Raw genomic sequence first — 20,851 nt, 5'->3', positions numbered from 1 at the left:
GGCAAGGTTGGGTTAACCCTGTCGTGTTCCCATATCAGATACAGCGACAACGCTGTGATCGGCAATCATGAGAACGGGAACAGCCGACATGAACAAGGAAATGGAAATGATGCTGAGGGGCTACGGCCTCACCACCGCCCAGATTTTTTATCGCATGCCGGACCATCCGCTGGTTCTCCAGACCTACGTCTGGCAGGACTATGATCTCGCCCCGGATTTCCCCGAAATGCACGGTTTCCTCAAATTCTGGCAGGAGAAGCTAGACGGTCCGTTGCACTCGGTCCGCTATGTGCACCGGCAGGTGATCTCGGCGCAGGAATGGCGCGCATTGAAAGGAGAGTTCATTCTCCACTGAGGCCCATCGCCACATAAGCATTGCGCCCGTCCGTCTTGCGGCTTACAGCAGACTTCAACTGAAGATGCTGACGGATACCGCACGATGACGAAGAACCAGAAAATTGACGAAGAGGCGCTTGCCGAAGCCTATAACCGCGCGCTCGCGCTTGAAAAAGCCGGCGATGTTGACGCGGCGGTGAAGGCCTATGAAGAGGTTCTGGCCATCGACCCGGACGATCACGGCGGCGCAGCCGTTCGCATCGCCGCCATGGGCCGCGGCGAACCGCCTTCCAAAGCGCCCGACGCCTATGTCGAAACCCTGTTCGACCAGCACGCCGAAGCCTTCGAGGATATTCTTGTCGAACAGCTCGGTTATGCAGTGCCGATGATGGTGCGCCAGCGCCTGCAAACGCTTGAACTCGGCCCCTTCAAGCGCCTGCTCGATCTCGGCTGCGGCACCGGCCTCACCGGCGAAGCGCTGCGYGACATGGCTGATGACATCACCGGCATCGACATTTCCGAAAACATGGTCGAGATCGCCCATGAGAAGGATCTCTACGAGACGCTCTATGTCGCCGAAGCCGAGGACTTTCTCGAAGACAATGACGACGAGCCCTTCGACATCATCACCGCAACCGATGTGCTGCCCTATCTCGGCGCGCTGGAACCGCTGTTTTTCGGCGCCGCTGAAAACCTCGTCCCTGGTGGCCTGCTGATCTTCTCGTCGGAAACGCTGCCCGAGGCAACAATGGCCGGACGCCCCTATATGGTAGGCCCGCACCAGCGTTTCGCCCACGCCGAAACCTACGTTCGAGAAAGACTGGCAGCGACCGGTTTCGACATAGTCGAAGTCACCGACATCAACGTGCGCATGCAGGACGGCAACCCCACACCCGGCCATCTGGCGATTGCCAGGCTCAAGGGCTGAGGCAGAGGCAAGCGCTCCTGACATGGAGCGCTTGCCTGAATCAATCTCTCAGCAACAACAGCCAGACGATTGAAGAGACTCAGCTTTCGCCAGGCTCAACTCGCTTTCGGACGCCAGACGATATCGGTAACCTTGAGTTTCTTCGGCACGATTTTCAGATCGTAGAACTCGTCGGCCAGCGCCTGCTGATAGCTGATGGCCTCATCCGAAACCAGCGAGACACGCCCCAGATCCGCTCCCGGACGCGTCAGCGACACCTTGGTTACATCCTGCGGGACGCCGGTTATCGCCGCCAGCAATTTTGCAGTCTCATCGATGTTGGCCTGAGCCTTTGCGCCGACGCTTGCGAGTTCCTTGAGGAGCAGCGGCACGAGGTCGGGATTGCTTTCCACGAAGTCGCCATTGGCGAGGAAATAGCTCCAGGGATCGACAATACCTTCGGCAGTCGCGAGAACCCGTGTCGTCGGCTCCTGTTCCGCCACGGCAAAATAAGGATCCCAGATCGACCAGGCATCGATGCTGCCGCTGCGGAACGCGGCCGCCGCATCCGGCGGGGCAAGGTCGATGGATGTTATGTCGTTCAGCGTCAGACCGGCCTTTCGCAATGCTTTGACAGTAACGTTATGGGCGCTGGAGCCGCGCTTGAAAGCCACCTTCTTGCCCTTGAGGTCGGCCAGCGTCTTCAGCGGCGAATCCTTCTGCACAAGGATTGCCGATCCGCCGGCGGCGCCCTTGTAAGTTCCCACATAGCGCAGATTGCCACCGGCAGCCTGCGCGAAAAGTGGCGGCACATCGCCCGTCGGTCCGATATCCAGCGCACCTGCGCCCAGCGCTTCAAGAAGCGGCGGCCCGGAGGAAAACTCCGACCATTTGACCTCAATGCCGCGATCCTTCAACAGCGCTTCAAGCGCGCCCTGGCTCTTTGCCAACGCGATCACGCCATTCTTCTGCCAGCCGATCCGTAATGTGGTGGTCGCGGCTCCAGCCCGCCGGATATGCGGCAGGAACGCCGCCCCCGTTGCACCCGCAATCACTCCCAATGTTCCGCGTCGTGTGAGCATGTGGATATCCTTCGCTGTTGCCATCATCAGATATACAAAGCGTAGATATTCGAGTGATTTTATCAAAATCCCACTTTGCGCGGCGCGAGTGCAAAGAGAATTGAATGTGCTAATTTGCCGTCGCAGGCGGAATAAGATTGCCTGGCCGCCTCGGCACGCCAGTAGTGTGCATTCCCCGGACAACCGCCGGATAGCCGACTTGAGTGCTTGGGGAAAAGCAAACTGCGCAACGAAAAATGCCCTCCCCGGCAGCCGGAAAGGGCATTGTTCAAAAAGCCTGATCAGCCGGGATCATTCCTCGCCGGATTTGGGATTATCCAGCAGCATGTAATCGAGCGGCAGTTCCGTCGTATATTTGATCTGTTCCATCGCAAAGGCAGACGACACGTCACGAATTTCGATCTTGGCGATCATCCGCTTGTAGAAGGCATCGTAGGCCGCGATGTCAGGCACGACAACGCGCAGCAGATAATCGACATCGCCGCTCATGCGGTAAAACTCGACGACTTCGGGGAACTCGGACACCACCTCGGAAAACCGCTTCAGCCATTCGATGGAATGGGAGGCAGTGCGGATKGAGACGAAAACGGTGACCTTGGTGTTGACCTTGACCGGATCCAGCAGCGCCACGCGCCGGCGGATGACACCGTCCTCTTCCATCTTCTGGATACGCCGCCAACAGGGCGTCGTGGAAAGGCCGACCTTTTTCGCCAGATCAGCGACAGCCAGCGTGGAATCTTCTTGCAGAATGCGCAAAATCTTACGGTCTAGGCGATCCAATGCGTCTACCCTCCTGAATTAATTTCCTTTCAATACACTAATTTTTAGAGAAAAACAGAAAATTGTTTCACTAAAGTCGCATTTCCACATGTTCTCGCAGAACAGGAAGCAGCTCCTCGGTAAACCATGGATTCTTCTTCAGCCAGCCGGTGTTGCGCCAGCTCGGATGCGGCAGCGGCAAAATGGCCGGTCCCGAATTTGAATGAAAATAGCTGCGCCAGTCGTACACGGTCTCGGTCATGGTTTTCCGCCGTCTTTCGCCGAGATGAAAGGCCTGGGCATATTGACCGATGGCAAGGACCAGCTCCACCTGCGGCATCGCCGCCAGCACCTTCTCCCGCCATTGCGGCGCACATTCGCGWCGAGGYGGCAGGTCACTGCCCTTGTCGTCATAGCCGGGGAAACAGAACCCCATGGGCACRATRGCGAAGCGGTCCGGATCGTAGAAKGTCTCACGATCCACATTCAGCCACTGGCGCAGCCTGTCGCCGGAGGCATCGTTGAAAGGCACACCCGTTTCATGCACGCGAAGCCCGGGCGCCTGCCCTGCAATCATGATACGCGCCTTGGTCGACATCACSACSACCGGTCGGGGTTCGTGCGGCAGGCGTCCGTAGGTTGGGGTGTCGCGACAGATGCGACAGAGGGCAATCGCGCCCCTCAGCCCGTCCAACCCGTCGTCATTCATCGGCAGCGCTCGATCCGCCTCAGCCATGATTCCATCCCAGAAGATGACGGATGATGGTGAGGAAACCCGCTGCGGGCGTTTGCAAATCCGCTGCGCGATGTTCGCGCCGCCACTCCGCCGGTTTTTCGAATTCTCCGGCCCATATGCCGCGAGCTTCTTTGCGCGCCAGCGCCTGTTCGCCGGAGAACAGGAAATAACCTGAAGCGATGGCAAAACCCGACGCCACCATTTCCGAGGACACATCCCGGTCTCCCGCCGAGCAATAGACCAGCAGCCGTCCGTAACGGTCCCTGGAACTGCCGGAACAGGAAAAGGTCGTGCCTTCGATCATCTGTTGCAGAACGCGTCGCGCCTCCGCGCCGCATGGCCAGGTTTCACTGCCGCGTCGGCACGTCTGCGAAAGCTCCGGCGCATCGATGCCGAGCAGCCGGAACCGGTCCTCGCCCTTTGAAAGCGTATCGCCATCGATCACGAAGAAACGGCCGGTATGGGTCTCGCTATTGATCTGATCGAGCTTGGCGGCAATCAGAATGCCGAGAAAAACGGTGGCAAGGAAAAGCCCGCCGTCGCGAAACGTCGASAAAAAGCCGCGCCTGCCTCCATTTCGTCTCATGTCACAACAAACCCTTGTCAGAAATGGCAAACAAATCCTTTCACGGCAGCATCTTCTTAAGATTTTGTGCGTAGCCTGCAAAGGGTTCATGTCACCTGCGTTGTAACAATGAGTAAAAGCGTCAGCACGTCCACCGATAAGATCATCGTCGACCGTTCACGAAAGCACCGTAACAAGGCTGTTTTCGACACGGTGAAGACGACGCGTGAACGCTTGCAGCAAGGCGCTGGCGGCAGCGAAGCCTATGAACGTGAAATGCTGACGATGCACATCGCAGAAGCCCTTCAGGGCGCGATGATCATGCCGCTTTTCATCGTATTAGCCTCTATCATCGGTTTGTATATCACGGGTGACATAGGGCTGATCATCTGGTCGCTCATTGCGCTGAGTTTCCATGCCATGTCTCTGGTGCTGGCCAAAAGAGCCGCCAAACAGGGGATCACGGCCGAAAATCTGCCGAAGTGGCGCAATCTCTTCCTTGCCATGCAGATCCTCATCGGTTGCGCCTGGGCAATGTTCGCCTTGGCCGAACCGGTGCGCAACAACCCGACACTCGTTCTTTTCTTCAAGGGCGCGACGCTGCTGATCGCGCTTTCGCTTACCGCCATGGCCAATTTCATGCTGCGGCGGGCCACCTTCATGACCTTCCTGCCGGTGCTGGCGGCGCTGTGCGTCACCTCCGTCGTCTCCCGCGATCCCTTCGATGTTGGCCTCGCCCTGATGTTCGGCATGGCGATTCTTTTCTGTCATCGCATCACCAGCAGGCTTTACCAGACCAGCATCAAGCTGCTGTCGTCRCAGACTGAAAAAGATGATCTGATCGCCGAACTCGAAGTCGCCAACTCAATGTCGGATGAGGCGCGGCGGCGTGCGGAAGAGGCCAATCTGGCGAAATCGCGCTTTCTCGCCTCCATGTCGCACGAGCTGCGAACCCCGCTCAACGCCATTCTTGGCTTCTCCGAAGTCATGTCCGCAGAGGTACTCGGTCCGCTCAACAATCCGCTCTACAAGGAATATTCCGGCGACATCCACCGTTCCGGCCAGCATCTGCTCGACCTCATCAACGAAATCCTCGACCTGTCGCGTATCGAGGCCGGCCGCTACGACCTCAATGAGGAAGCGGTCTCGATGCTTGAGATCGCCGAAGATTGCATCGGCATGATCCAGCTTCGCGCCCGCGCCAAGACCATCAGGATTTCGCAGCAGTTCGAGAGCAGCCTGCCGCAGGTCTGGGCGGATGAAAAATCGATCCGCCAGGTCATCCTCAACCTGCTCTCCAACGCTGTCAAATTCACCCCGCAGGGCGGTGAAATCCTCGTGAAGGCAGGCTGGACGGCGGGTGGCGGGCAATATGTGTCGATCAAGGACAACGGCCCCGGCATTCCAGAGGAAGAGATCCCCGTGGTGCTGTCGGCCTTCGGTCAGGGATCGATCGCGATCAAGAGCGCCGAACAGGGAACCGGGCTCGGCCTGCCCATCGTTCAGGCCATCCTTGCCAAGCATGACGGCCAGTTCATCCTGAAATCGAAATTGCGCGAAGGCACCGAAGGCATCGCCATCCTGCCGGCAAAACGCGTGCTGCAAAGCCTGCCAGCCGTGGAGGAAACCCACGCCATCCAGCCACGCCGCCGGTCCTTCGCCTAAGCGTCAAATCTGCCGTTCAGAAGAACAGCGTCGTCACCAGCGAATAAAGCACGAAAAATCCGTTTGCCGTCAAAAGGCAGAAGACGGCGAAGGAACCGAGATCCTTGGCGTGCCGCCCGACGGAAGAAATTTCCGGCGAGATGCGATCCACCAACTCCTCAATCGCGGTATTGAGCGCCTCGACCGCGAACAAAAGCAGCATCAGCACCGTAAAGACGARAAGATGCGCAAACGGCGCGCGGGCGMCCAGAAGCAGGGCAAGGCCGACGCCGAAGGCGAGAACCTCGTGCCGGAACGCCGCTTCCTGCCACAGCCGTCCAAGCCCCTGCAAGGAATAGCGGGCAGCGGCAAAAAGATGCCGCCATCCCTTTTCCTTACGGAAGGCAGGTTCCGGTTGCTTCTTCTGCGGCGTTGCGTCCATCTTCGGCCTCAATGCTCAGTGTGGGAATGGGTACCAGTATCGACACCGGCAGCTTCGAAAGTCGCCATGCCGGAATGGCAGGCGGCGGCAGCCTTGACGATGCCGGCGGCCAAAGCGGCACCCGTGCCCTCGCCAAGCCGCATGCCCAGCGCCAGCAGCGGCGTCTTGCCAAGTTTCTCGACGGCAGCCAGATGGCCCGGTTCACCGGAGACATGGCCGATCAGGCAATGGTCAAGCGCCGAAGGATTGGCAGCCTTCAGAAGTGCTGCAGCGGCAGTCGCCACATAACCGTCGATCAGCACGGGAATGCGCTGCACGCGGGCGGCAAGGATCGCGCCGGCAATCGCCGCAATCTCACGGCCACCGAGACGGCGCATGATTTCGAGCGGATCGGACAGATGGTCCTTGTGGAACTCCACGGCAGCCTTCACCGCCGCGATCTTGCGCGCCATGACCTCGCCTTCGGAGCCRGTRCCGGGACCGGTCCAYTCTTCCGCCGTRCCGCCATAGAGCGCCAGRTTGATCGCCGCTGCGATGGTSGTGTTGCCRATGCCCATTTCGCCAACGCAGAGAAGGTCGGTRCCGCCAGCAATCGCCTCCATGCCGAAGGCCATGGTGGCGGCGCAATCACGCTCGGAAAGGGCAGGCTCGCAGGTGATGTCGCCGGTCGGGTAGTCAAGTGCCAGATCGAAAATCTTCAGACCGAGATCGTTGGTGACGCAAATCTGGTTGATCGCCGCACCGCCTGCCGCAAAATTCTCCACCATCTGCTGCGTCACGGATGTCGGATAGGGCGTGATGCCGTGCCGGGTGACGCCATGATTGCCGGCGAAAATCGCCACCAGCGGACGGGTGACGGCGGGCGAGCGACCCGACCATGCGGCAAGCCACATGGCGATTTCTTCCAGCCGACCGAGCGAACCGGTCGGTTTCGTCAGTTGCGCATTGCGCTCCTTGGCCGCGACCAGCGCATGCGTATCCGGGCCGGGAAGCTCGCGCAGCAGCGCGCGGAAATCGTCGAAGGGCAATCCGCTCATGCTCATGGTATCTGTCTTTCTCGTCGTCGGGTTGGCGGAAACTTGTGTTTTCCGGCAAATCGGTCTTTGTTGCGCCTCTCATAATCGCGGACGCGCCGCGGAACAACCGGAAATGCAAGCACAGCAGCGGAGAGAGCATGAAGGCCGGGGATTTTATAACAGATGTCATGCATTCCGTTGCCTTTCTCAGCCGCCTGCCGGTCCCATCGCGCTTCTTCGGTGAAGGTGACGGTCCATCGATGCGCCGGACAGCACGCGCTTTTCCCGCCGCAGGCCTCCTGATCGCCCTGCCCGCTGCTGTCCTCGTGGTGGCATTAGCGAAGTTCGACGCCTCACCGCAGCTCACCGGCTGGCTTGCCATCGCCGTCACCGCGCTCATAACCGGTGCGTTGCACGAAGACGGCTTGGCGGATATGGCCGATGGCTTCGGCGGCGGCAAGGACAAGTCGAAAACGCTTGAGATCATGAAGGACAGTCGCATTGGCAGCTATGGCACGATCGCCATGGTCCTGTCCTTTGCACTGCGCGCCACGGCACTCGTATCGCTTATAGAAACCCTGCCTGCCAAGACCGCCGCCGCCTGCCTGATTGCCGCGCTGGTGGTGAGCCGCGCCCTGATGGTATGGCACTGGCAGTCACTGCCCGCCGCAAAAACCTCCGGCATCGCCGCCGGCGCCGGCCAACCCGGGGAAAGCGAGCGCAACATCGCGCTCGCAACAGGGTTGCTGCTGCTYGTGCTTTTCACGCTGCATGCCCTGCCCTTTGTGTCGATCGTAGTCGTTCTGGCGGCTGCCTGCCTCGCGACGRTGCTGTTCGGCAGGCTCTGTGTCAGCAAGATCGGCGGCCACACCGGCGACACGATCGGCGCCAGCCAGCAGATCACGGAGATCGTTACTCTCGTCGCTCTTGCCCTTGCGACGTGACAGACTGATATAGATCCCCATGGAAACACCCTGCATTCATATCTGCTCCCTCGACGCCACAAAAACCCTCTGTATCGGTTGCGGACGCACGCTGGACGAGATCGGCGGCTGGGCAACCTATAGCGACGAAAAGCGCCGCATGATCATGCAGGCGCTTCCCGAAAGACTGGCAAAAACAGGCAAGGACACCTCCAGGGAGACGCACACCGCATGAACAGGCTGACTTTCGTTCTCCTCTTGCTGGCCGTGGGTCTCGGCCTGCTTCTCGTCAATCACGACAGCGGCCGCACCTTCGGCATCGACAACGAGAAATTCGGGCAGATCGTCTATCTCCTGCCGATTGCGGGATTGCTATCCGTCGGCATTCTGGCGGGAAGCCGCGGCAGCTTCGCAAGCGTTGTCCGGCAACTCGCCATCTGGCTCGTGATTATCCTCGGCCTCGTATCCGTCTATCTCTATCGCTACGACCTGCAATCCTTCGCCGACCGGCTGCTGGGTGGCCTGATGCCCGGCCGTGCGGTGGTGGTGACGACCGCTGGCGGCGAACAGGAGATCGTACTGCACAAATCCATGAGCGGCCATTTCGAGGCGAATGTCAGCATTGAAGGCAAAACGATCCACATGCTGGTCGATACCGGCGCGAGCTCCGTGGTGCTGGCCAATGCCGATGCCGCCGCCATCGGCATCGACACCACGAAACTGCGCTACACCGTGCCGGTGATGACCGCGAACGGCCGCACGGCGGCAGCGCCCGTCACCCTGTCCGAGATCGGCATCGGCCCGATCGCGCGGARCAACATCCCCGCCCTCGTCGCGCAGGATGGCCAACTGGGCCAGAGCCTGCTCGGCATGAGCTTCCTGTCGACGCTTGGTTCGATGCAGATGCAGACCGATGAGTTGAGATTGCGAGACAGGTRAAACCTGCCGGGCAGACAGTTCCTGCTCGMGATCAAAAGTAACGTCTCGCTRTCCGAATACGAAAACGCCCGGTGCAAACCGGGCGTATCACATTCACGGCAAACCTCTTTCCGGTCAGTTGCGCAGCCGGTAACCGGTCTTGAACATCCAGCCGACGACACCGAGGCAGAGYGCRAGRAACAGCGTGATCATCGCCAGGCTGATGACGGGATTGACGTCGGCGATCTCGTAGAAGCTCCAGCGGAAACCGCTGATGAGGTAGAGCACCGGGTTGAAATGACTGACCGTCTGCCAGAAGGGCGGCAGCATGTCGATGGAGTAGAAGCTGCCGCCAAGGAATGTCAGAGGCGGCACCACCAGCATCGGGATGAGGTTCAGCTGCTCGAAATTCGTGGCCCAGATGCCGATGATGAAGCCGAACAGGCTGAAGCTCACCGCCGTCAGCACAAAGAACAGGATCATCATGAACGGATGGGCGATGGTGATATCCACGAAGAAGGAGGCCGTTATCAGGATGATCGTGCCGATCATCAGCCCCTTGGTCGCCGCCGCCCCGACATAACCGGCAACAATTTCCGTCATCGCCACCGGAGCGGACAATATCTCGTAGACCGTGCCGGTGAATTTCGGAAAATAGATGCCGAAAGAGCCATTGCTGATGCATTGCGTCAAAAGCGTCAGCATGATCAGGCCGGGCGTTATGAACGCGCCATAGGAAACCCCGCCAACCTCCTGAATCCTTGAACCGATCGCCGTTCCGAAAACGATGAAATATAGAGAGGTGGAAATGACCGGCGACACGACACTCTGCAACAGGGTGCGGCGGGTGCGCGCCATTTCGAACAGGTAGATGGACTTGACAGCTTCGAAATTCATTTCTGGTCTCCTACCAGCGAGACGAAAATATCCTCAAGAGAGCTTTGACGTGTCGAAATATCCTTGAAATGGATGTTGGCACCGGAAAGCGCAGTCAGCAGATCGGCAATGCGCCCCTGCTCGCCGTTATCCTCGATCTCGTAGGTGATGGTGTTGCGGTCATCCGAGAGCGAAAGGCCGAAAGATGAGAGACTGTCCGGCAACGCCTCCACCGGCTGCGAAAGTTCAAGGAAAAGCTGCTTGCGGCCGAGCTTCTTCATCAGCGCGGTCTTTTCTTCCACCAGCAACAATTGGCCGCCATTGATAACGCCCACCCGATCGGCGATCTCTTCCGCCTCCTCGATGTAATGCGTGGTCAAAATGATTGTGACGCCCTTGGAGCGCAGCTCGGAAACGACATTCCACATGTCGCGGCGCAAGGTAACGTCCACACCCGCCGTCGGCTCGTCGAGGAAGAGGACCTTCGGTTCGTGCGCAAGCGCCTTGGCGATCAGCACGCGTCGCTTCATGCCGCCGGAAAGCTCCCGCAGCATATTGTCCTTCTTGTCCCAGAGCGACAGCGATTTCAGGACCCGCTCGATCAGTTCCGGGTTCTTCTTCTGCCCATGCAGACCACGCGAGAAGCTGACGGTGTTCCACACGGTCTCGAACTGGTCTGTCGTCAGTTCCTGCGGCACAAGGCCGATCAGGGCACGCGTCTGGCGAAAATCCTTCACCACATCATATCCGCCAACGAGAACCGAGCCTTCGCCCGGATTGACAAGCCCGCAGATGATAGAGATCAGCGTCGTCTTGCCGGCTCCGTTAGGCCCGAGAAGAGCAAGGATTTCCCCCTCTCTGATATCGAGGCTGACACCTTTGAGCGCCTGAAAGCCATTTGAGTAGGATTTGGTCAGATTCCGTATCGAAACAATGGCATTCATCGCGAATCTTTCGAAAAAACGAGTAAGATGCACGCCATATAGGCCGTACAACCCGCAATTGCCAGCCCAACGGCCTGAACACTGCATTCGGCGGGGAGGGAAAATCAGCTGTAGACGCTGTAGAAAAACTGGGCCGCGACGAAGACCAGAAACACCCCGAAGGCCCGCTCCAGCTGCTTCTTGCTGAGTGCATGGGCCAGCCGCGCGCCATAGGGCGCGACGACAAGCGTGATGGGGATCAGCAGCGCGACGGCGATCCAGTTGATGAAGCCGGTGGAAAAAGGCGGCAGACCTGCATCACCCCAGCCGGCCCAGATATAACCGAGGAGACCCGGCAGCGAAATAAGCACTCCGACACCGGAGGATGTGGCAACCGCCTGATGGATGGTGCGTCCGTAAAGCGTCATGAAAGTATTGTTCATCACCCCGCCGCCCACACCCATCAGGCCAGACAGAAGGCCGATGCCGGTGCCGACCAGAAAGCGGACCGGGTTTTTCGGCAGGTCTGAACCGAGATGCCAGCTCGCCCGGTTGAAGATCATCCGGAAGGCGAGCGCAAGCGCAATGAAAGCGAAGATCAGCCGCAGGGCGACGCTCGAGGCATGCGCAGCCACCACAGATGCGAGGATGGTGCCGAGCGGCACGGCGACGATCCAGCCCTTCAGGAGATCGATATCAACGGCACCTTTCTGACGATGCGTCAGGAAGGAACGAATGGAGGTCGGCACGATGATGGCAAGCGAAGTGCCAAGCGACAGGTGCATGCGCACCGCCTCCGGCACATCCAGAAGCCCGAACACATGGTAGAACACCGGCACCAACACAGCACCGCCGCCAATGCCGAACAGCCCCGCCAGAAGTCCAGCGACCACGCCCGCGGCCGCAAGCGCCGAAGCAAAGATCAGTATCTCTGAAACAGGGGGCATGAAAGCAGGCTCCCGGGGGCCGTTGTCACAAACATGTGACGCTCATAGCGTATCAGAAAAGGGCGGCAAGCCATGTTGGCCGCAGGTCAGTACGGCGCGATGTTTTTTGCCGGATATCCGCACCGGATGGACCGTTTTATGGGATTTCTTCCCATTGCATGCCCTTGCAAAGACGCCGATATCCCCCGATTTAGGCAGTCTTCTTCAACCGGCCTTAGGGCCGGTCTTTTTTTAGGCGGCTAGCACCAAACCCAACAGGCCCAAATTGTAATGTGGCCACATCCCCACTCCGTCATTCCGGGTAGCGCCGGGACGGACGGGAAGTTTCGGGTCGACGTGACGCACTACAACTAATGCCTCACGCCTATCGTCATGCACCACCGTGTCGTCTCGTCGCCCCCTAGTCGCAATGCCTATAACCGGACTTACGGGTGCGCAGGTCGAAGTGGAAATGGTTCCAGTGGTTGGGATCGCTGCCTGGCCCGAGAACCGTTGAGAAATATTTGCAGCTATCGGACCTCACTGCCTTCAGCAGCGCCTTTTCCCGGAAGGCGAAGAAGTTCTTGCTGCGAACGTCGATCTCCTTGCCGTTGTTCAGCGTTATGGTGCCGATATCGATGGCGTTGCCGCGCGCATGTTCGGACCACGGATTGCTGGAGCGCGAATTCATCTTGCGGCAGGAATAACCGCCCATGGGCGTGATGCGTCCGACGCCTGAGAGGTAACGGAAGCGGGAGGACGGCACGAGTTCGAACTTTACCCATTTGGCGAAGGCAAGCGTGACCTGGCAATTGAGCTTCACTGCCGGGCGGATGGCAACGCCGCTGGCAAGCCCGCTGAGTTCGATCGGATAGTCGATACCGCAGGTCGGTCCATCTGCAATGCGCGCAACATCGCGGAAGGCGACGCCGAGACGGCGCAGCTCGGAGCGGCAGGCCACTTCCGAGGATGGCATGACGCCGGGCGGCATGGCCGAGCGGTTGCTTTGCAGTCCGTCGCGGGCCATCGGATCATTAGGCATCAGCATGGCGACCTCCTCCACCGGCTGGCGGCGGGAAGAAGACCCCGGCGGCGGTGGCGGTATCAACCGCGACTGACCCGCACTTTGTTGCCGGCGAGCGGGAGAAACGGCAACCGGATTGTCGGTGCCGATGCCGTCCACCACCGGCTGGGCGGAAGCGCCTTCGGCAATATCGGCGTCCTGCTCTTCCGCAAGTCCGCGAACCGGCTCCACGCCCAGCATGGAATCCATGTTCACCCCGCCCTCGCCTTCGGCGATCTGGTTTGCRGCGCCCTGMTGGTTGGGCATGGCTGGGGAGGCCATGCTTTGGCCGTTCGCGGCCATCCGCGCCTGATGCTGGCCATCCAGCGTGGAATAGCCCTGGCCGCCCTGTGGCGATTGCAGCAGGGGATCCTGCGAGGCATAATGCTCCGGCATCGGTTGCGACACGGCTGCGGGATAATTGGTGGCCTGCCCGGTCCGCTCGGCCTGATAGACCGCACCCGGCGGCGCGCTGTAGCCTTGCTGCCGCGACGACCGGATGGCGCCGACACGCGTCGTGCCGTCAACCTCGGCCGGCGGCACMAGGCCCTCCGCCGAACACGACACCATGACCGTGGAAATCATCAACAACGTCACAAGACGACGCGGAAGGGAAACATACGCCATACGAGAACCTGTACCTTCAGCGGCCGCTACCCGCGGCAATACAGGTAAATTTTAAAGAAACGGGGTAAACGAATCCTTATTGGTTGGGARAAATAACGAACCGGGCTGTTCCGTGAMGCGGGAAATGCGGRAGCCTCGACCGAAATCATACCAAAGGTSTGAGCAAAGCTCTGCAAACCAACGCCTCTCACGATGCAGACACCACGGGTCYGGCACGACGGAGGATAGGTTGTCTCACTTCCTCGAAACATAAAGGGCGCAGCCAAAGCCGCGCCCTGTAAACTATCTCAAGCGGATAAAAATCAAGCCGCCCGCGAAACCTCGCGCCCTGCCCCATGCCCGAGTTCGAAACGGGACAGCAGCGCGCGGAGCTGCCGGCTTTCTTCGGCCAGCGTCTGGCTGGCCGCCGTCGTCTCTTCCACCATGGCGGCGTTCTGCTGGGTCATCTGGTCCATGTGGTTGACGGAGGTGTTGATCTCCTGCAGGCCGGTGGCCTGTTCGCGTGCCGCCGTGGCGATGGAATTGACATGGCCGTCGACCCGGTTGACCAGCGTCACGATCTCATCCAGCGCGTCACCCGTGGATCGAACGAGTGCGACACCGCCGCCGACCTCTTCCGCCGAACGATTGATAAGGGTCTTGATCTCCTTGGCGGCATTGGCAGAGCGTTGCGCGAGTTCGCGAACCTCCTGCGCCACCACGGCAAAACCGCGTCCCGCTTCGCCTGCCCTTGCGGCCTCGACACCGGCATTCAGCGCCAGAAGGTTGGTCTGGAACGCGATTTCGTCGATGACGGAAATGATCTGCCCGATGCGCCGCGAAGATTCCTCAATATGGCCCATCGCATCGACGGCATTGCGCACGATCTCGCCCGAGCGGCCTGCGCTCGTTTTTGTATCCTGCACCATTTGTCGGGCCTCGTTCGCCCGTTCGGAAGCGGTGCGCACCGTCGCGGTGATTTCGTCAAGAGCCGCCGCCGTCTCCTCCAGCGCCGCTGCCTGCTGCTCTGTCCGGCGCGAAAGATTGCCGGTCGCACCGCTGATGTCAGATGCGCTATCGTTGACGACATGGCCGGTTCTGGCGATCGCCTCGATCGCCCCATGCAGCGCGCCGACGGCGCGGTTGAAATCCATGCGCAGCTTTTCATATTCGCCGCCGATATCGGCAAGCTCGACGGTCAGATCGCCATTGGCGAGTGCTTCCAGCGAACTGCCGAGCTCATTCATGGCATGAGCCTGACGTTCGGATGCGGAGCGCAACGCCATCTCGTTGCCATGCCGCGCCTCCTCCAGCGCCCGCTGCTGCCCCGCCTCGCGGGCCTGCAAGGCGCTGCGCTCATTGACGCTGTCACGCAGCACCAGCAACGTCTTGGCAATGGCGCCGATTTCGTTGCGACGGTCGGCGAATTCAATTTCCGCCTCGCCGTCACCATCAGCGATCCGCTTCATACTCTGCCGGATGCGATCGATAGGCCGTGTCACGCTGCGCACGACGGCTGCAGCCACGCCGATCACCAGAAGGCCGGACAGAACACACACTGCGATGTTGAAATAGGCATTGCTCCAGAAAACCGCCTCAAGATCGTCGACATAAACGCCAGTGCCGACAATCCATCCCCAGGGCGCGAAACCGGCGACATGGGAAAATTTCTCGACTGGGTCCGGCGCGCCGGGCTTGGGCCAATAATAATCGACAAAGCCCTGGCCGCCCGCTTTCACCGTATTGACGAATTCGACGAACAGCGCCTTGCCGTTCGGATCCTTGTTGGCAGTGAGATCGCTGCCGTTCATCTCGGGCTTGATCGGATGCATCACCATCTTGGGATGCATGTCGTTGATCCAAAAATAGCCGCTGCCGTTGCCATAGCGCATCGCCGCAATCGTGGTCTTGGCTTGTTGCTGCGCAGCCTCACGCGTCAGGGTGCCACCCTGCTCCAGCCGGTAATATTGCTCAAGAATGGCGACAGCCGTTTCGTTCATGGATGCGAGTCCCGCTTTACGCTCGCGTTCCATCTCATGAAAGGTCTCGAACAGGCTGAATGTAAGTGCCGCAGTCAATATTGCCAGAAACAATGCAACGAGCGCATAAAGGCGCATAGATATCGTGACGTTTTTCATATTCCCCCCAACGCCGCTGACGGCACTTCGACCAGCGTATGTTAGAGTTAAAAAATTTATTATAACTGAATACGCTTATTATACGTTAGTATTATTCCAGACCTCCTCTAACCAACCCGCCAATACTCTCCACGRCCCTTCAAAGCCGGCGCAGCGACCCGAAATTCTACAGGGTGYTGCCGTTTTAAAGAGCTCGTTAACCCTGACGTCCTATCCTCTTTTGCCAAAATACAGGTACAGGGAGACGCGCAATGTCACGGCCGAATTTCCGCTTTACACACTATGACCTGAAGGAATTGCGGGCTGGGACGACCATTGAGGTGTCCCTTTCGGCCGTCAACAATGTACGGCTGATGACAGGCGCAAAYTTCCAGCGTTTCACMGAATTGCTCGATTTCAAATATCTCGGCGGCGTCGCGAAAAAATCGCCGATCCGCATCAGCATTCCCGAGACCTTGCACTGGCATCTGGTGATCGATGCCGAAGGGCATAGCGGTCTGGCGGAATCCTCGGTCAAGATGCTGCCTGCGCCGTCGCAGGTCATRCAACACCGRAAGGCATCCTGATTTCCCTTTGGAAACAGTTGGATGGCGCGGTTTTACGACTCACTTTGGCAAGCGCCTGATTCTTTTTGTGAAGAAAGCTTTTTAACGCGAACCGCGCTCGCGGCGCAGCTTCGCCCACCAGTCGAGACGCTTGCGGATGTCCCGCTCRAAACCCCTGTCGGGCGGATCGTAAAACGTCTTGCGCCCCATTTTTTCCGGAAAATAGTCCTGTCCCGAAAAGGCATCCGGCTCGTCATGGTCGTAACGGTAACCGTCACCATAACCCTCGCCCTTCATCAGCTTTGTCGGCGCGTTCAGAATATGTTTTGGCGGCACCAGCGAGCCGTTTTCCTTGGCCGCCCGCATCGCCGATTTGAAGGCTGTATAAACGGCATTCGATTTCGGCGCGGTGGCGAGATAGACGCAGGCCTGCGCCAGCGCCAGTTCGCCTTCCGGTGAACCCAGATAATCATAGGCGTCCTTGGCGGCATTGCAGACGGCAAGCGCCTGCGGATCGGCAAGGCCGATATCCTCCACCGCCATGCGCACCAGCCGCCTCCCGATAAAGAGCGGGTCTTCGCCGGCATCGAACATGCGGCAGAGATAATAAAGCGCCGCATCCGGGTCCGAACCGCGCACCGATTTATGCAGCGCGGAAATCAGATTGTAGTGGCCGTCCTGTCCCTTGTCGTAAACCGGCGCGCGCCGCTGCACGATGCGCGTCAGCCCTTCGGTATCGAAAGTCTCGTCCTTGCGCGCCGCACGCCAGACCTCTTCGGCAAGCGTCAGCACGGCGCGGCCGTCGCCATCGGCCATCCGGATCAGGCTGACACGCGCCTCCTCGGTCAGCGGCAGAGGCTTGCCCTCCGCCTCTTCGGCGCGCTTCAAAAGCTCGCCCAGACTCCCCTCGTCATGCGAACCGAAAGTGAGGACACGCGCCCGCGACAAAAGAGCGGCATTCAGTTCAAAGGACGGGTTTTCGGTGGTTGCACCCACAAGAATGATGGTGCCGTCTTCCATGACCGGCAGGAAGCTGTCCTGCTGRGCACGGTTGAAACGATGGATCTCGTCAACAAAAAGCAGCGTCTGCCGGCCRTTCATCCGGCGTGTGCGTGCTGCCTCGAAMACCTTCTTGAGATCGGCAACACCGGAAAAGATCGCCGAAATCTGYTCGAAAGCCAGCCCGGCCTCSCCCGAAAGCAGACGCGCGACCGTCGTCTTGCCGGTGCCGGGCGGTCCCCAGAAGATCATCGATCCGAGTGAGCCGCTATCGATCATACGGCGCAGCACGCCCTCTTCACCCGTCAGATGCGGCTGCCCGGTCACCTCCGCCAGCGTCTTCGGACGCAGGCGGTCGGCAAGAGGTCGCCGGTTGGCGACCTCGACAGGCACCTGTGGGGCAAAGAGGTCATCGCTCATCGCAGGAACTGCCGGATGCGTTGACCGTCACGCAGGATTTCCACCCGCCAGAAGCCGGGATTGTCATCCAGCGCCTTTTCGACCGCAGCCGTGGAGCCGATATCCGAGCCGTTCAGCGAYAGGATGACGTCCTTCGGCTGGAAACCGACCCGATAGGCCGGCGAACCGCGCTTCACATCGGTGACGACGACGCCGGTCACCTGCGAAGGCATGCGCAGTTCATCCGCAAGCTTCGGCGAGAGATTGGCGACAGTCGCGCCCGCCAAGGGATTGCGTCCCTCCAGCAGCCGTTCATCACGCGGCGCGGTTTCCGGCGCCGTGTCGAGCGCAATGGTCACCTTCTTCTCTTTRCCYTTCTCCACCAGCGTCAATTCGGCGGACTTGCCGATACCAGCCGTCGTGAGGCGATAACCGAGTGCATCGGGATGCTCCACCTCCAAACCGTTGACCGCCGTTACGACCTGCCCCGGCTCGATGCCAGCTTTCTCCGCCGGGCCGCCCTTGACGACGCTGACGACGAGCGCACCGCGCGCGCGGTGCAGGCCGAGCGCCTCGGCGACATCGGAGGTGACGGGATCGAAGGTCGCGCCGATATAGGGCCGCTGGAAGTTCGCGTCGCCACGCTCGGCGGCGGCAACGAAAACGCGGACCAGATTGGCGGGAATGGCAAAACCGATGCCGTTCGACCCGCCGCCCTTGGAGAAGATGGCAGTATTGATGCCGATCAACTCACCCGCCATGTTCATCAGCGCACCGCCGGAATTGCCGGGGTTGATGGAGGCGTCGGTCTGGATGAAGAAGCCGAAATCGCCCTGCGTCACCTGGTTGCGCGCCAGCCCCGAGACGATGCCGCTCGTTACCGTCTGGCCGACACCGAAGGGGTTGCCGATGGCAAGCACGAGATCGCCGACTTCAATGGCATCCGAATTGCCAAGCGAAAGCACCGGAAACTGTTCCTTCGCGTCGATCTGCAGAATGGCAAGATCGACCCGGTCGTCCTTCAGCAGCACCTTGGAGGAGAATTCACGCCCATCCGCCAGCGCCACCTTGATGTCGTCGGCGCCATCGATGACGTGATTATTGGTCACCACRAGGCCGCCGGCSGTYACGATCACACCCGATCCGAGCGAGGACTGTTTCTCCGTGCGGTTCGGCATCTGCTGGCCGAAGAACTGTTCGAAGAACGGGTCGCCGGCGAAGGGCGACGAGCGCCGCTGCACGATGCGTTCGGCATAGACATTCACCACAGCGCCCGCGGTACGCTTGACCAGCGGCGCGAAGGAAAGCTGCATTTCCGTGTGGCTTGCGGGCACGGTCTTGTTGTCCTGCGCCTGCGCTCCGACCGGAACGAGAAGCAGCGCCGCAAGAAAGCCGGTGGACAGATACTTCAGCACGCTCTGCATGTGATTCCTCATCCTCATCAGTATGATGGAGTTATAACGYGAAAGCCTATAAAGCAAAGCGCGGCAAGATGATGGCCGATCTTTTTCATGCGWTGACCGGCTTGTGCRGGTGGAACCAACAGCACCCCATTTCGGTTTCACCCAAACGAGCCTGTCCTCAAAATGAGACGACCCATGCACATGAAACAGACAATCCTTGCCTCCGGCATCCTCCTCGCCTGCGCTTCACTGGGTTCGCCCGCCAACGCCGCCAGCTTCGATTGCACGAAGCCTGATCTGGCCGCGGATGAAAAGGCGATCTGCGACAACCGAGCCCTCAACGATCAGGACGTGAAGATGGTCACCACCTTCGACATCCTGACACAACTCATGGCGATGGGCGCACGCGACACCTTGCGCGAAGAACAGAGCCAATGGTTGAAAAAGCGTCAGGAATGCAATGCGGATGTCGCCTGCATTACAAGTGCCTATGAGGAGCGCATGAAGCGGCTCGGGGAAGCTTTCCAGAGCATAAACAGACCGCTCTGATTTTCACGCAACGCGAATGATATTCTCCATCAACCCATGCAATTGGTCGCGATAACCGGTTCTCGCCGAAGGCGCATCCTCACGGGACGTCATAACCACCGAAAGCCGTTTGGCGGGGACGATATAGAGCATCTGCCCGCCGTAGCCCCAGGCATAATAAACCGTCTCGCCCGCCATCTCCTTGATGAACCAGCAATAGCCGTAACCATCGCCGTTGAAGACGGAATTGGTGCGTTGTTGCCAGGATTGATCGATCCAGCTCTGCGAAATCAAACGCTCGCCGCCTGGCGTTACCCCGCCCAGCCGGTAAAGCTCGCCGAAAGCCAGCAGCGACCGCGCCGTCATCGCCATCTGGTTGCCGCCSAGATAGATGCCCTGCGGGTCGCGCTCCCAGCCGCCGATTGAGAAGCCCTSCAGCGGCCGGAACCAGTCGCGCGCCAGCGACAGCGTCGAACGGCCGGATGCCTTGGTCAAAATCGCCGAAAGCAGATGCGTGGAACCGGTGGAGTAAAGCATGCCACCGCCCGGCTCTCCGGCAAAACCCGACCCCAGCGCCATTCGCACCCAGTTGCGGCTGGCGACCCAGCGGCCGTAGTTCGGGCCGGACATTCGTTCCAGACCGGATTGCATGGAAAGCAGGTTGCCGATGGTTACCCTTTCCAGACGCGCATCGGGGTTCGGCGGAAAATCGCTGCGCAGGATCGTGGCAATCGGCTGATCCGCCCCGGCCAATATCTTGCGGTCGATCGCCATGCCGACCAGCGCGGAAATCACAGATTTCGAGGCCGACTTGATGTTGGTGGAACCCATAAGGTTGGCGCCGTGATAGGCACGGCTGGCCACCTCTTGGCCGTCAATACTGACGATGGCGGCTTTAAGGCTCGAAAGCCCATCCGCCTCGTTGAGCAATGGACTGAAGCGGGCGCCATTGCCTGCCGTTTGCCCGTGGGCAAGGCGGGCGAAAGGCAGGGATGCGATAAGGCCGAGTGCGGTTCGTCTTTTCATGGTGCTGAAGTTAGGCATCGCGGCGCGTTGGAAAAGGGCAAGTGACGGAACATCACTCCAATGTGACTGMYGGCAYGGMGGGTGGACGGCC

22 protein-coding genes are annotated in these 20,851 nt (G+C 59.7%); 8 read left to right on the top strand and 14 right to left on the bottom strand.

All coding sequences use genetic code 11. The features are described from left to right. Positions 1 to 88: 88 nt before the first annotated feature. The gene (locus AB4Z23_RS10885) at positions 89 to 355 is read left to right on the top strand and encodes an usg protein (RefSeq protein WP_003516070.1); all 267 of its coding nucleotides are present in this window, start codon (positions 89 to 91) and stop codon (positions 353 to 355) included. A gap of 84 nt (positions 356 to 439) precedes the next feature. After that, positions 440 to 1,264: a methyltransferase domain-containing protein gene (locus tag AB4Z23_RS10880; protein WP_421477591.1), complete on the top strand. Its 825-nt coding sequence runs from the start codon at positions 440 to 442 to the stop codon at positions 1,262 to 1,264. Between the two features lie 95 nt (positions 1,265 to 1,359). On the opposite strand, the gene AB4Z23_RS10875 is transcribed toward AB4Z23_RS10880, so the two are convergent. From AB4Z23_RS10875 to AB4Z23_RS10860, 4 genes are all read right to left on the bottom strand, one after another. After that, a complete protein-coding gene (locus AB4Z23_RS10875) occupies positions 1,360 to 2,325 on the bottom strand; it encodes an aliphatic sulfonate ABC transporter substrate-binding protein (RefSeq protein WP_421477589.1) in 966 nt (321 codons plus the stop codon). Between the two features lie 291 nt (positions 2,326 to 2,616). Continuing rightward, positions 2,617 to 3,105 carry an Lrp/AsnC family transcriptional regulator gene (locus AB4Z23_RS10870; RefSeq protein ID WP_003507846.1) on the bottom strand — a complete coding sequence of 163 codons (489 nt, stop codon included), beginning with the start codon at positions 3,103 to 3,105 and terminating at the stop codon, positions 2,617 to 2,619. 70 nt (positions 3,106 to 3,175) lie between these two features. Then, the gene (locus AB4Z23_RS10865) at positions 3,176 to 3,820 is read right to left on the bottom strand and encodes a uracil-DNA glycosylase family protein (RefSeq protein ID WP_162701178.1); all 645 of its coding nucleotides are present in this window, start codon (positions 3,818 to 3,820) and stop codon (positions 3,176 to 3,178) included. Next, complete coding sequence (locus AB4Z23_RS10860; protein ID WP_441360102.1) at positions 3,813 to 4,406, bottom strand: thermonuclease family protein; 594 nt, start codon at positions 4,404 to 4,406, stop codon at positions 3,813 to 3,815. Before AB4Z23_RS10860 ends, AB4Z23_RS10865 begins: the two co-directional genes overlap by 8 nt. A gap of 108 nt (positions 4,407 to 4,514) precedes the next feature. Between AB4Z23_RS10860 and pdhS2 the strand changes: the two genes are divergently transcribed. Continuing rightward, positions 4,515 to 6,050, top strand: coding sequence for a two-component system sensor histidine kinase PdhS2 (pdhS2, locus tag AB4Z23_RS10855; RefSeq protein WP_025593930.1), 1,536 nt, complete (start codon positions 4,515 to 4,517; stop codon positions 6,048 to 6,050). Positions 6,051 to 6,066: 16 nt separating this feature from the next. Here the strand turns inward: pdhS2 and AB4Z23_RS10850 are convergent, their stop codons facing one another. Both AB4Z23_RS10850 and cobT read right to left on the bottom strand, forming a co-directional pair. Then, entirely contained in the window at positions 6,067 to 6,471 is a 405-nt protein-coding gene (locus AB4Z23_RS10850) for a diacylglycerol kinase (RefSeq protein WP_441360101.1), read from the bottom strand. Positions 6,472 to 6,479: 8 nt separating this feature from the next. Then, positions 6,480 to 7,514, bottom strand: a complete 1,035-nt coding sequence (gene cobT, locus AB4Z23_RS10845; protein WP_111799509.1) for a nicotinate-nucleotide--dimethylbenzimidazole phosphoribosyltransferase — start codon at positions 7,512 to 7,514, stop codon at positions 6,480 to 6,482. A gap of 131 nt (positions 7,515 to 7,645) precedes the next feature. Between cobT and AB4Z23_RS10840 the strand changes: the two genes are divergently transcribed. Genes AB4Z23_RS10840 through AB4Z23_RS10830 form a run of 3 tightly spaced genes read left to right on the top strand, consistent with a single transcriptional unit; the run spans position 7,646 to position 9,349 of the window. Next, positions 7,646 to 8,431: an adenosylcobinamide-GDP ribazoletransferase gene (locus tag AB4Z23_RS10840; protein ID WP_441360100.1), complete on the top strand. Its 786-nt coding sequence runs from the start codon at positions 7,646 to 7,648 to the stop codon at positions 8,429 to 8,431. A gap of 19 nt (positions 8,432 to 8,450) precedes the next feature. Then, positions 8,451 to 8,645: a DUF1289 domain-containing protein gene (locus AB4Z23_RS10835; protein ID WP_421477583.1), complete on the top strand. Its 195-nt coding sequence runs from the start codon at positions 8,451 to 8,453 to the stop codon at positions 8,643 to 8,645. Beyond that, on the top strand, positions 8,642 to 9,349 hold the full coding sequence (locus tag AB4Z23_RS10830; RefSeq protein ID WP_441360272.1) for a TIGR02281 family clan AA aspartic protease: 708 nt from the start codon (positions 8,642 to 8,644) through the stop codon (positions 9,347 to 9,349). The genes AB4Z23_RS10835 and AB4Z23_RS10830 overlap by 4 nt, the downstream gene beginning before the upstream one ends. A gap of 114 nt (positions 9,350 to 9,463) precedes the next feature. On the opposite strand, the gene AB4Z23_RS10825 is transcribed toward AB4Z23_RS10830, so the two are convergent. From AB4Z23_RS10825 to AB4Z23_RS10805, 5 genes are all read right to left on the bottom strand, one after another. Beyond that, a complete protein-coding gene (locus AB4Z23_RS10825; RefSeq protein WP_003516094.1) occupies positions 9,464 to 10,225 on the bottom strand; it encodes an ABC transporter permease in 762 nt (253 codons plus the stop codon). Next, positions 10,222 to 11,148, bottom strand: coding sequence for an ABC transporter ATP-binding protein (locus AB4Z23_RS10820; protein WP_019567066.1), 927 nt, complete (start codon positions 11,146 to 11,148; stop codon positions 10,222 to 10,224). The genes AB4Z23_RS10825 and AB4Z23_RS10820 overlap by 4 nt, the downstream gene beginning before the upstream one ends. 104 nt (positions 11,149 to 11,252) lie before the next feature. Continuing rightward, positions 11,253 to 12,074: a sulfite exporter TauE/SafE family protein gene (locus tag AB4Z23_RS10815; RefSeq protein ID WP_013636424.1), complete on the bottom strand. Its 822-nt coding sequence runs from the start codon at positions 12,072 to 12,074 to the stop codon at positions 11,253 to 11,255. Between the two features lie 400 nt (positions 12,075 to 12,474). Further along, positions 12,475 to 13,743, bottom strand: a complete 1,269-nt coding sequence (locus tag AB4Z23_RS10810; RefSeq protein ID WP_441360099.1) for an extensin-like domain-containing protein — start codon at positions 13,741 to 13,743, stop codon at positions 12,475 to 12,477. A 302-nt stretch (positions 13,744 to 14,045) separates the two neighbouring features. Further along, the gene (locus tag AB4Z23_RS10805) at positions 14,046 to 15,860 is read right to left on the bottom strand and encodes a methyl-accepting chemotaxis protein (protein ID WP_421477579.1); all 1,815 of its coding nucleotides are present in this window, start codon (positions 15,858 to 15,860) and stop codon (positions 14,046 to 14,048) included. 251 nt (positions 15,861 to 16,111) lie between these two features. On the opposite strand from AB4Z23_RS10805, the gene AB4Z23_RS10800 reads away from it, so the two are divergent. Then, positions 16,112 to 16,426, top strand: a complete 315-nt coding sequence (locus tag AB4Z23_RS10800; RefSeq protein WP_441360098.1) for a DUF1883 domain-containing protein — start codon at positions 16,112 to 16,114, stop codon at positions 16,424 to 16,426. Positions 16,427 to 16,507: 81 nt separating this feature from the next. Here AB4Z23_RS10800 and AB4Z23_RS10795 read toward each other — a convergent pair whose 3' ends face one another. Together AB4Z23_RS10795 and AB4Z23_RS10790 are read right to left on the bottom strand one after the other, a co-directional pair. Continuing rightward, on the bottom strand, positions 16,508 to 17,824 hold the full coding sequence (locus AB4Z23_RS10795; RefSeq protein WP_421477577.1) for a replication-associated recombination protein A: 1,317 nt from the start codon (positions 17,822 to 17,824) through the stop codon (positions 16,508 to 16,510). Continuing rightward, on the bottom strand, positions 17,821 to 19,227 hold the full coding sequence (locus AB4Z23_RS10790) for a DegQ family serine endoprotease (RefSeq protein WP_003516104.1): 1,407 nt from the start codon (positions 19,225 to 19,227) through the stop codon (positions 17,821 to 17,823). The genes AB4Z23_RS10795 and AB4Z23_RS10790 overlap by 4 nt, the downstream gene beginning before the upstream one ends. Before the next feature lie 174 nt (positions 19,228 to 19,401). On the opposite strand from AB4Z23_RS10790, the gene AB4Z23_RS10785 reads away from it, so the two are divergent. Beyond that, complete coding sequence (locus AB4Z23_RS10785) at positions 19,402 to 19,755, top strand: lysozyme inhibitor LprI family protein (RefSeq protein WP_019567060.1); 354 nt, start codon at positions 19,402 to 19,404, stop codon at positions 19,753 to 19,755. 3 nt (positions 19,756 to 19,758) lie between these two features. Here the strand turns inward: AB4Z23_RS10785 and AB4Z23_RS10780 are convergent, their stop codons facing one another. Continuing rightward, positions 19,759 to 20,760, bottom strand: a complete 1,002-nt coding sequence (locus tag AB4Z23_RS10780) for a serine hydrolase domain-containing protein (protein WP_441360097.1) — start codon at positions 20,758 to 20,760, stop codon at positions 19,759 to 19,761. Between the last annotated feature and the right edge of the window lie 91 nt (positions 20,761 to 20,851).

Source organism: Agrobacterium sp. MCAB5 (assembly GCF_052114365.1).
Lineage (GTDB): Bacteria > Pseudomonadota > Alphaproteobacteria > Rhizobiales > Rhizobiaceae > Agrobacterium > Agrobacterium tumefaciens.
This window is presented reverse-complemented; position numbering and strand designations above follow the sequence as displayed.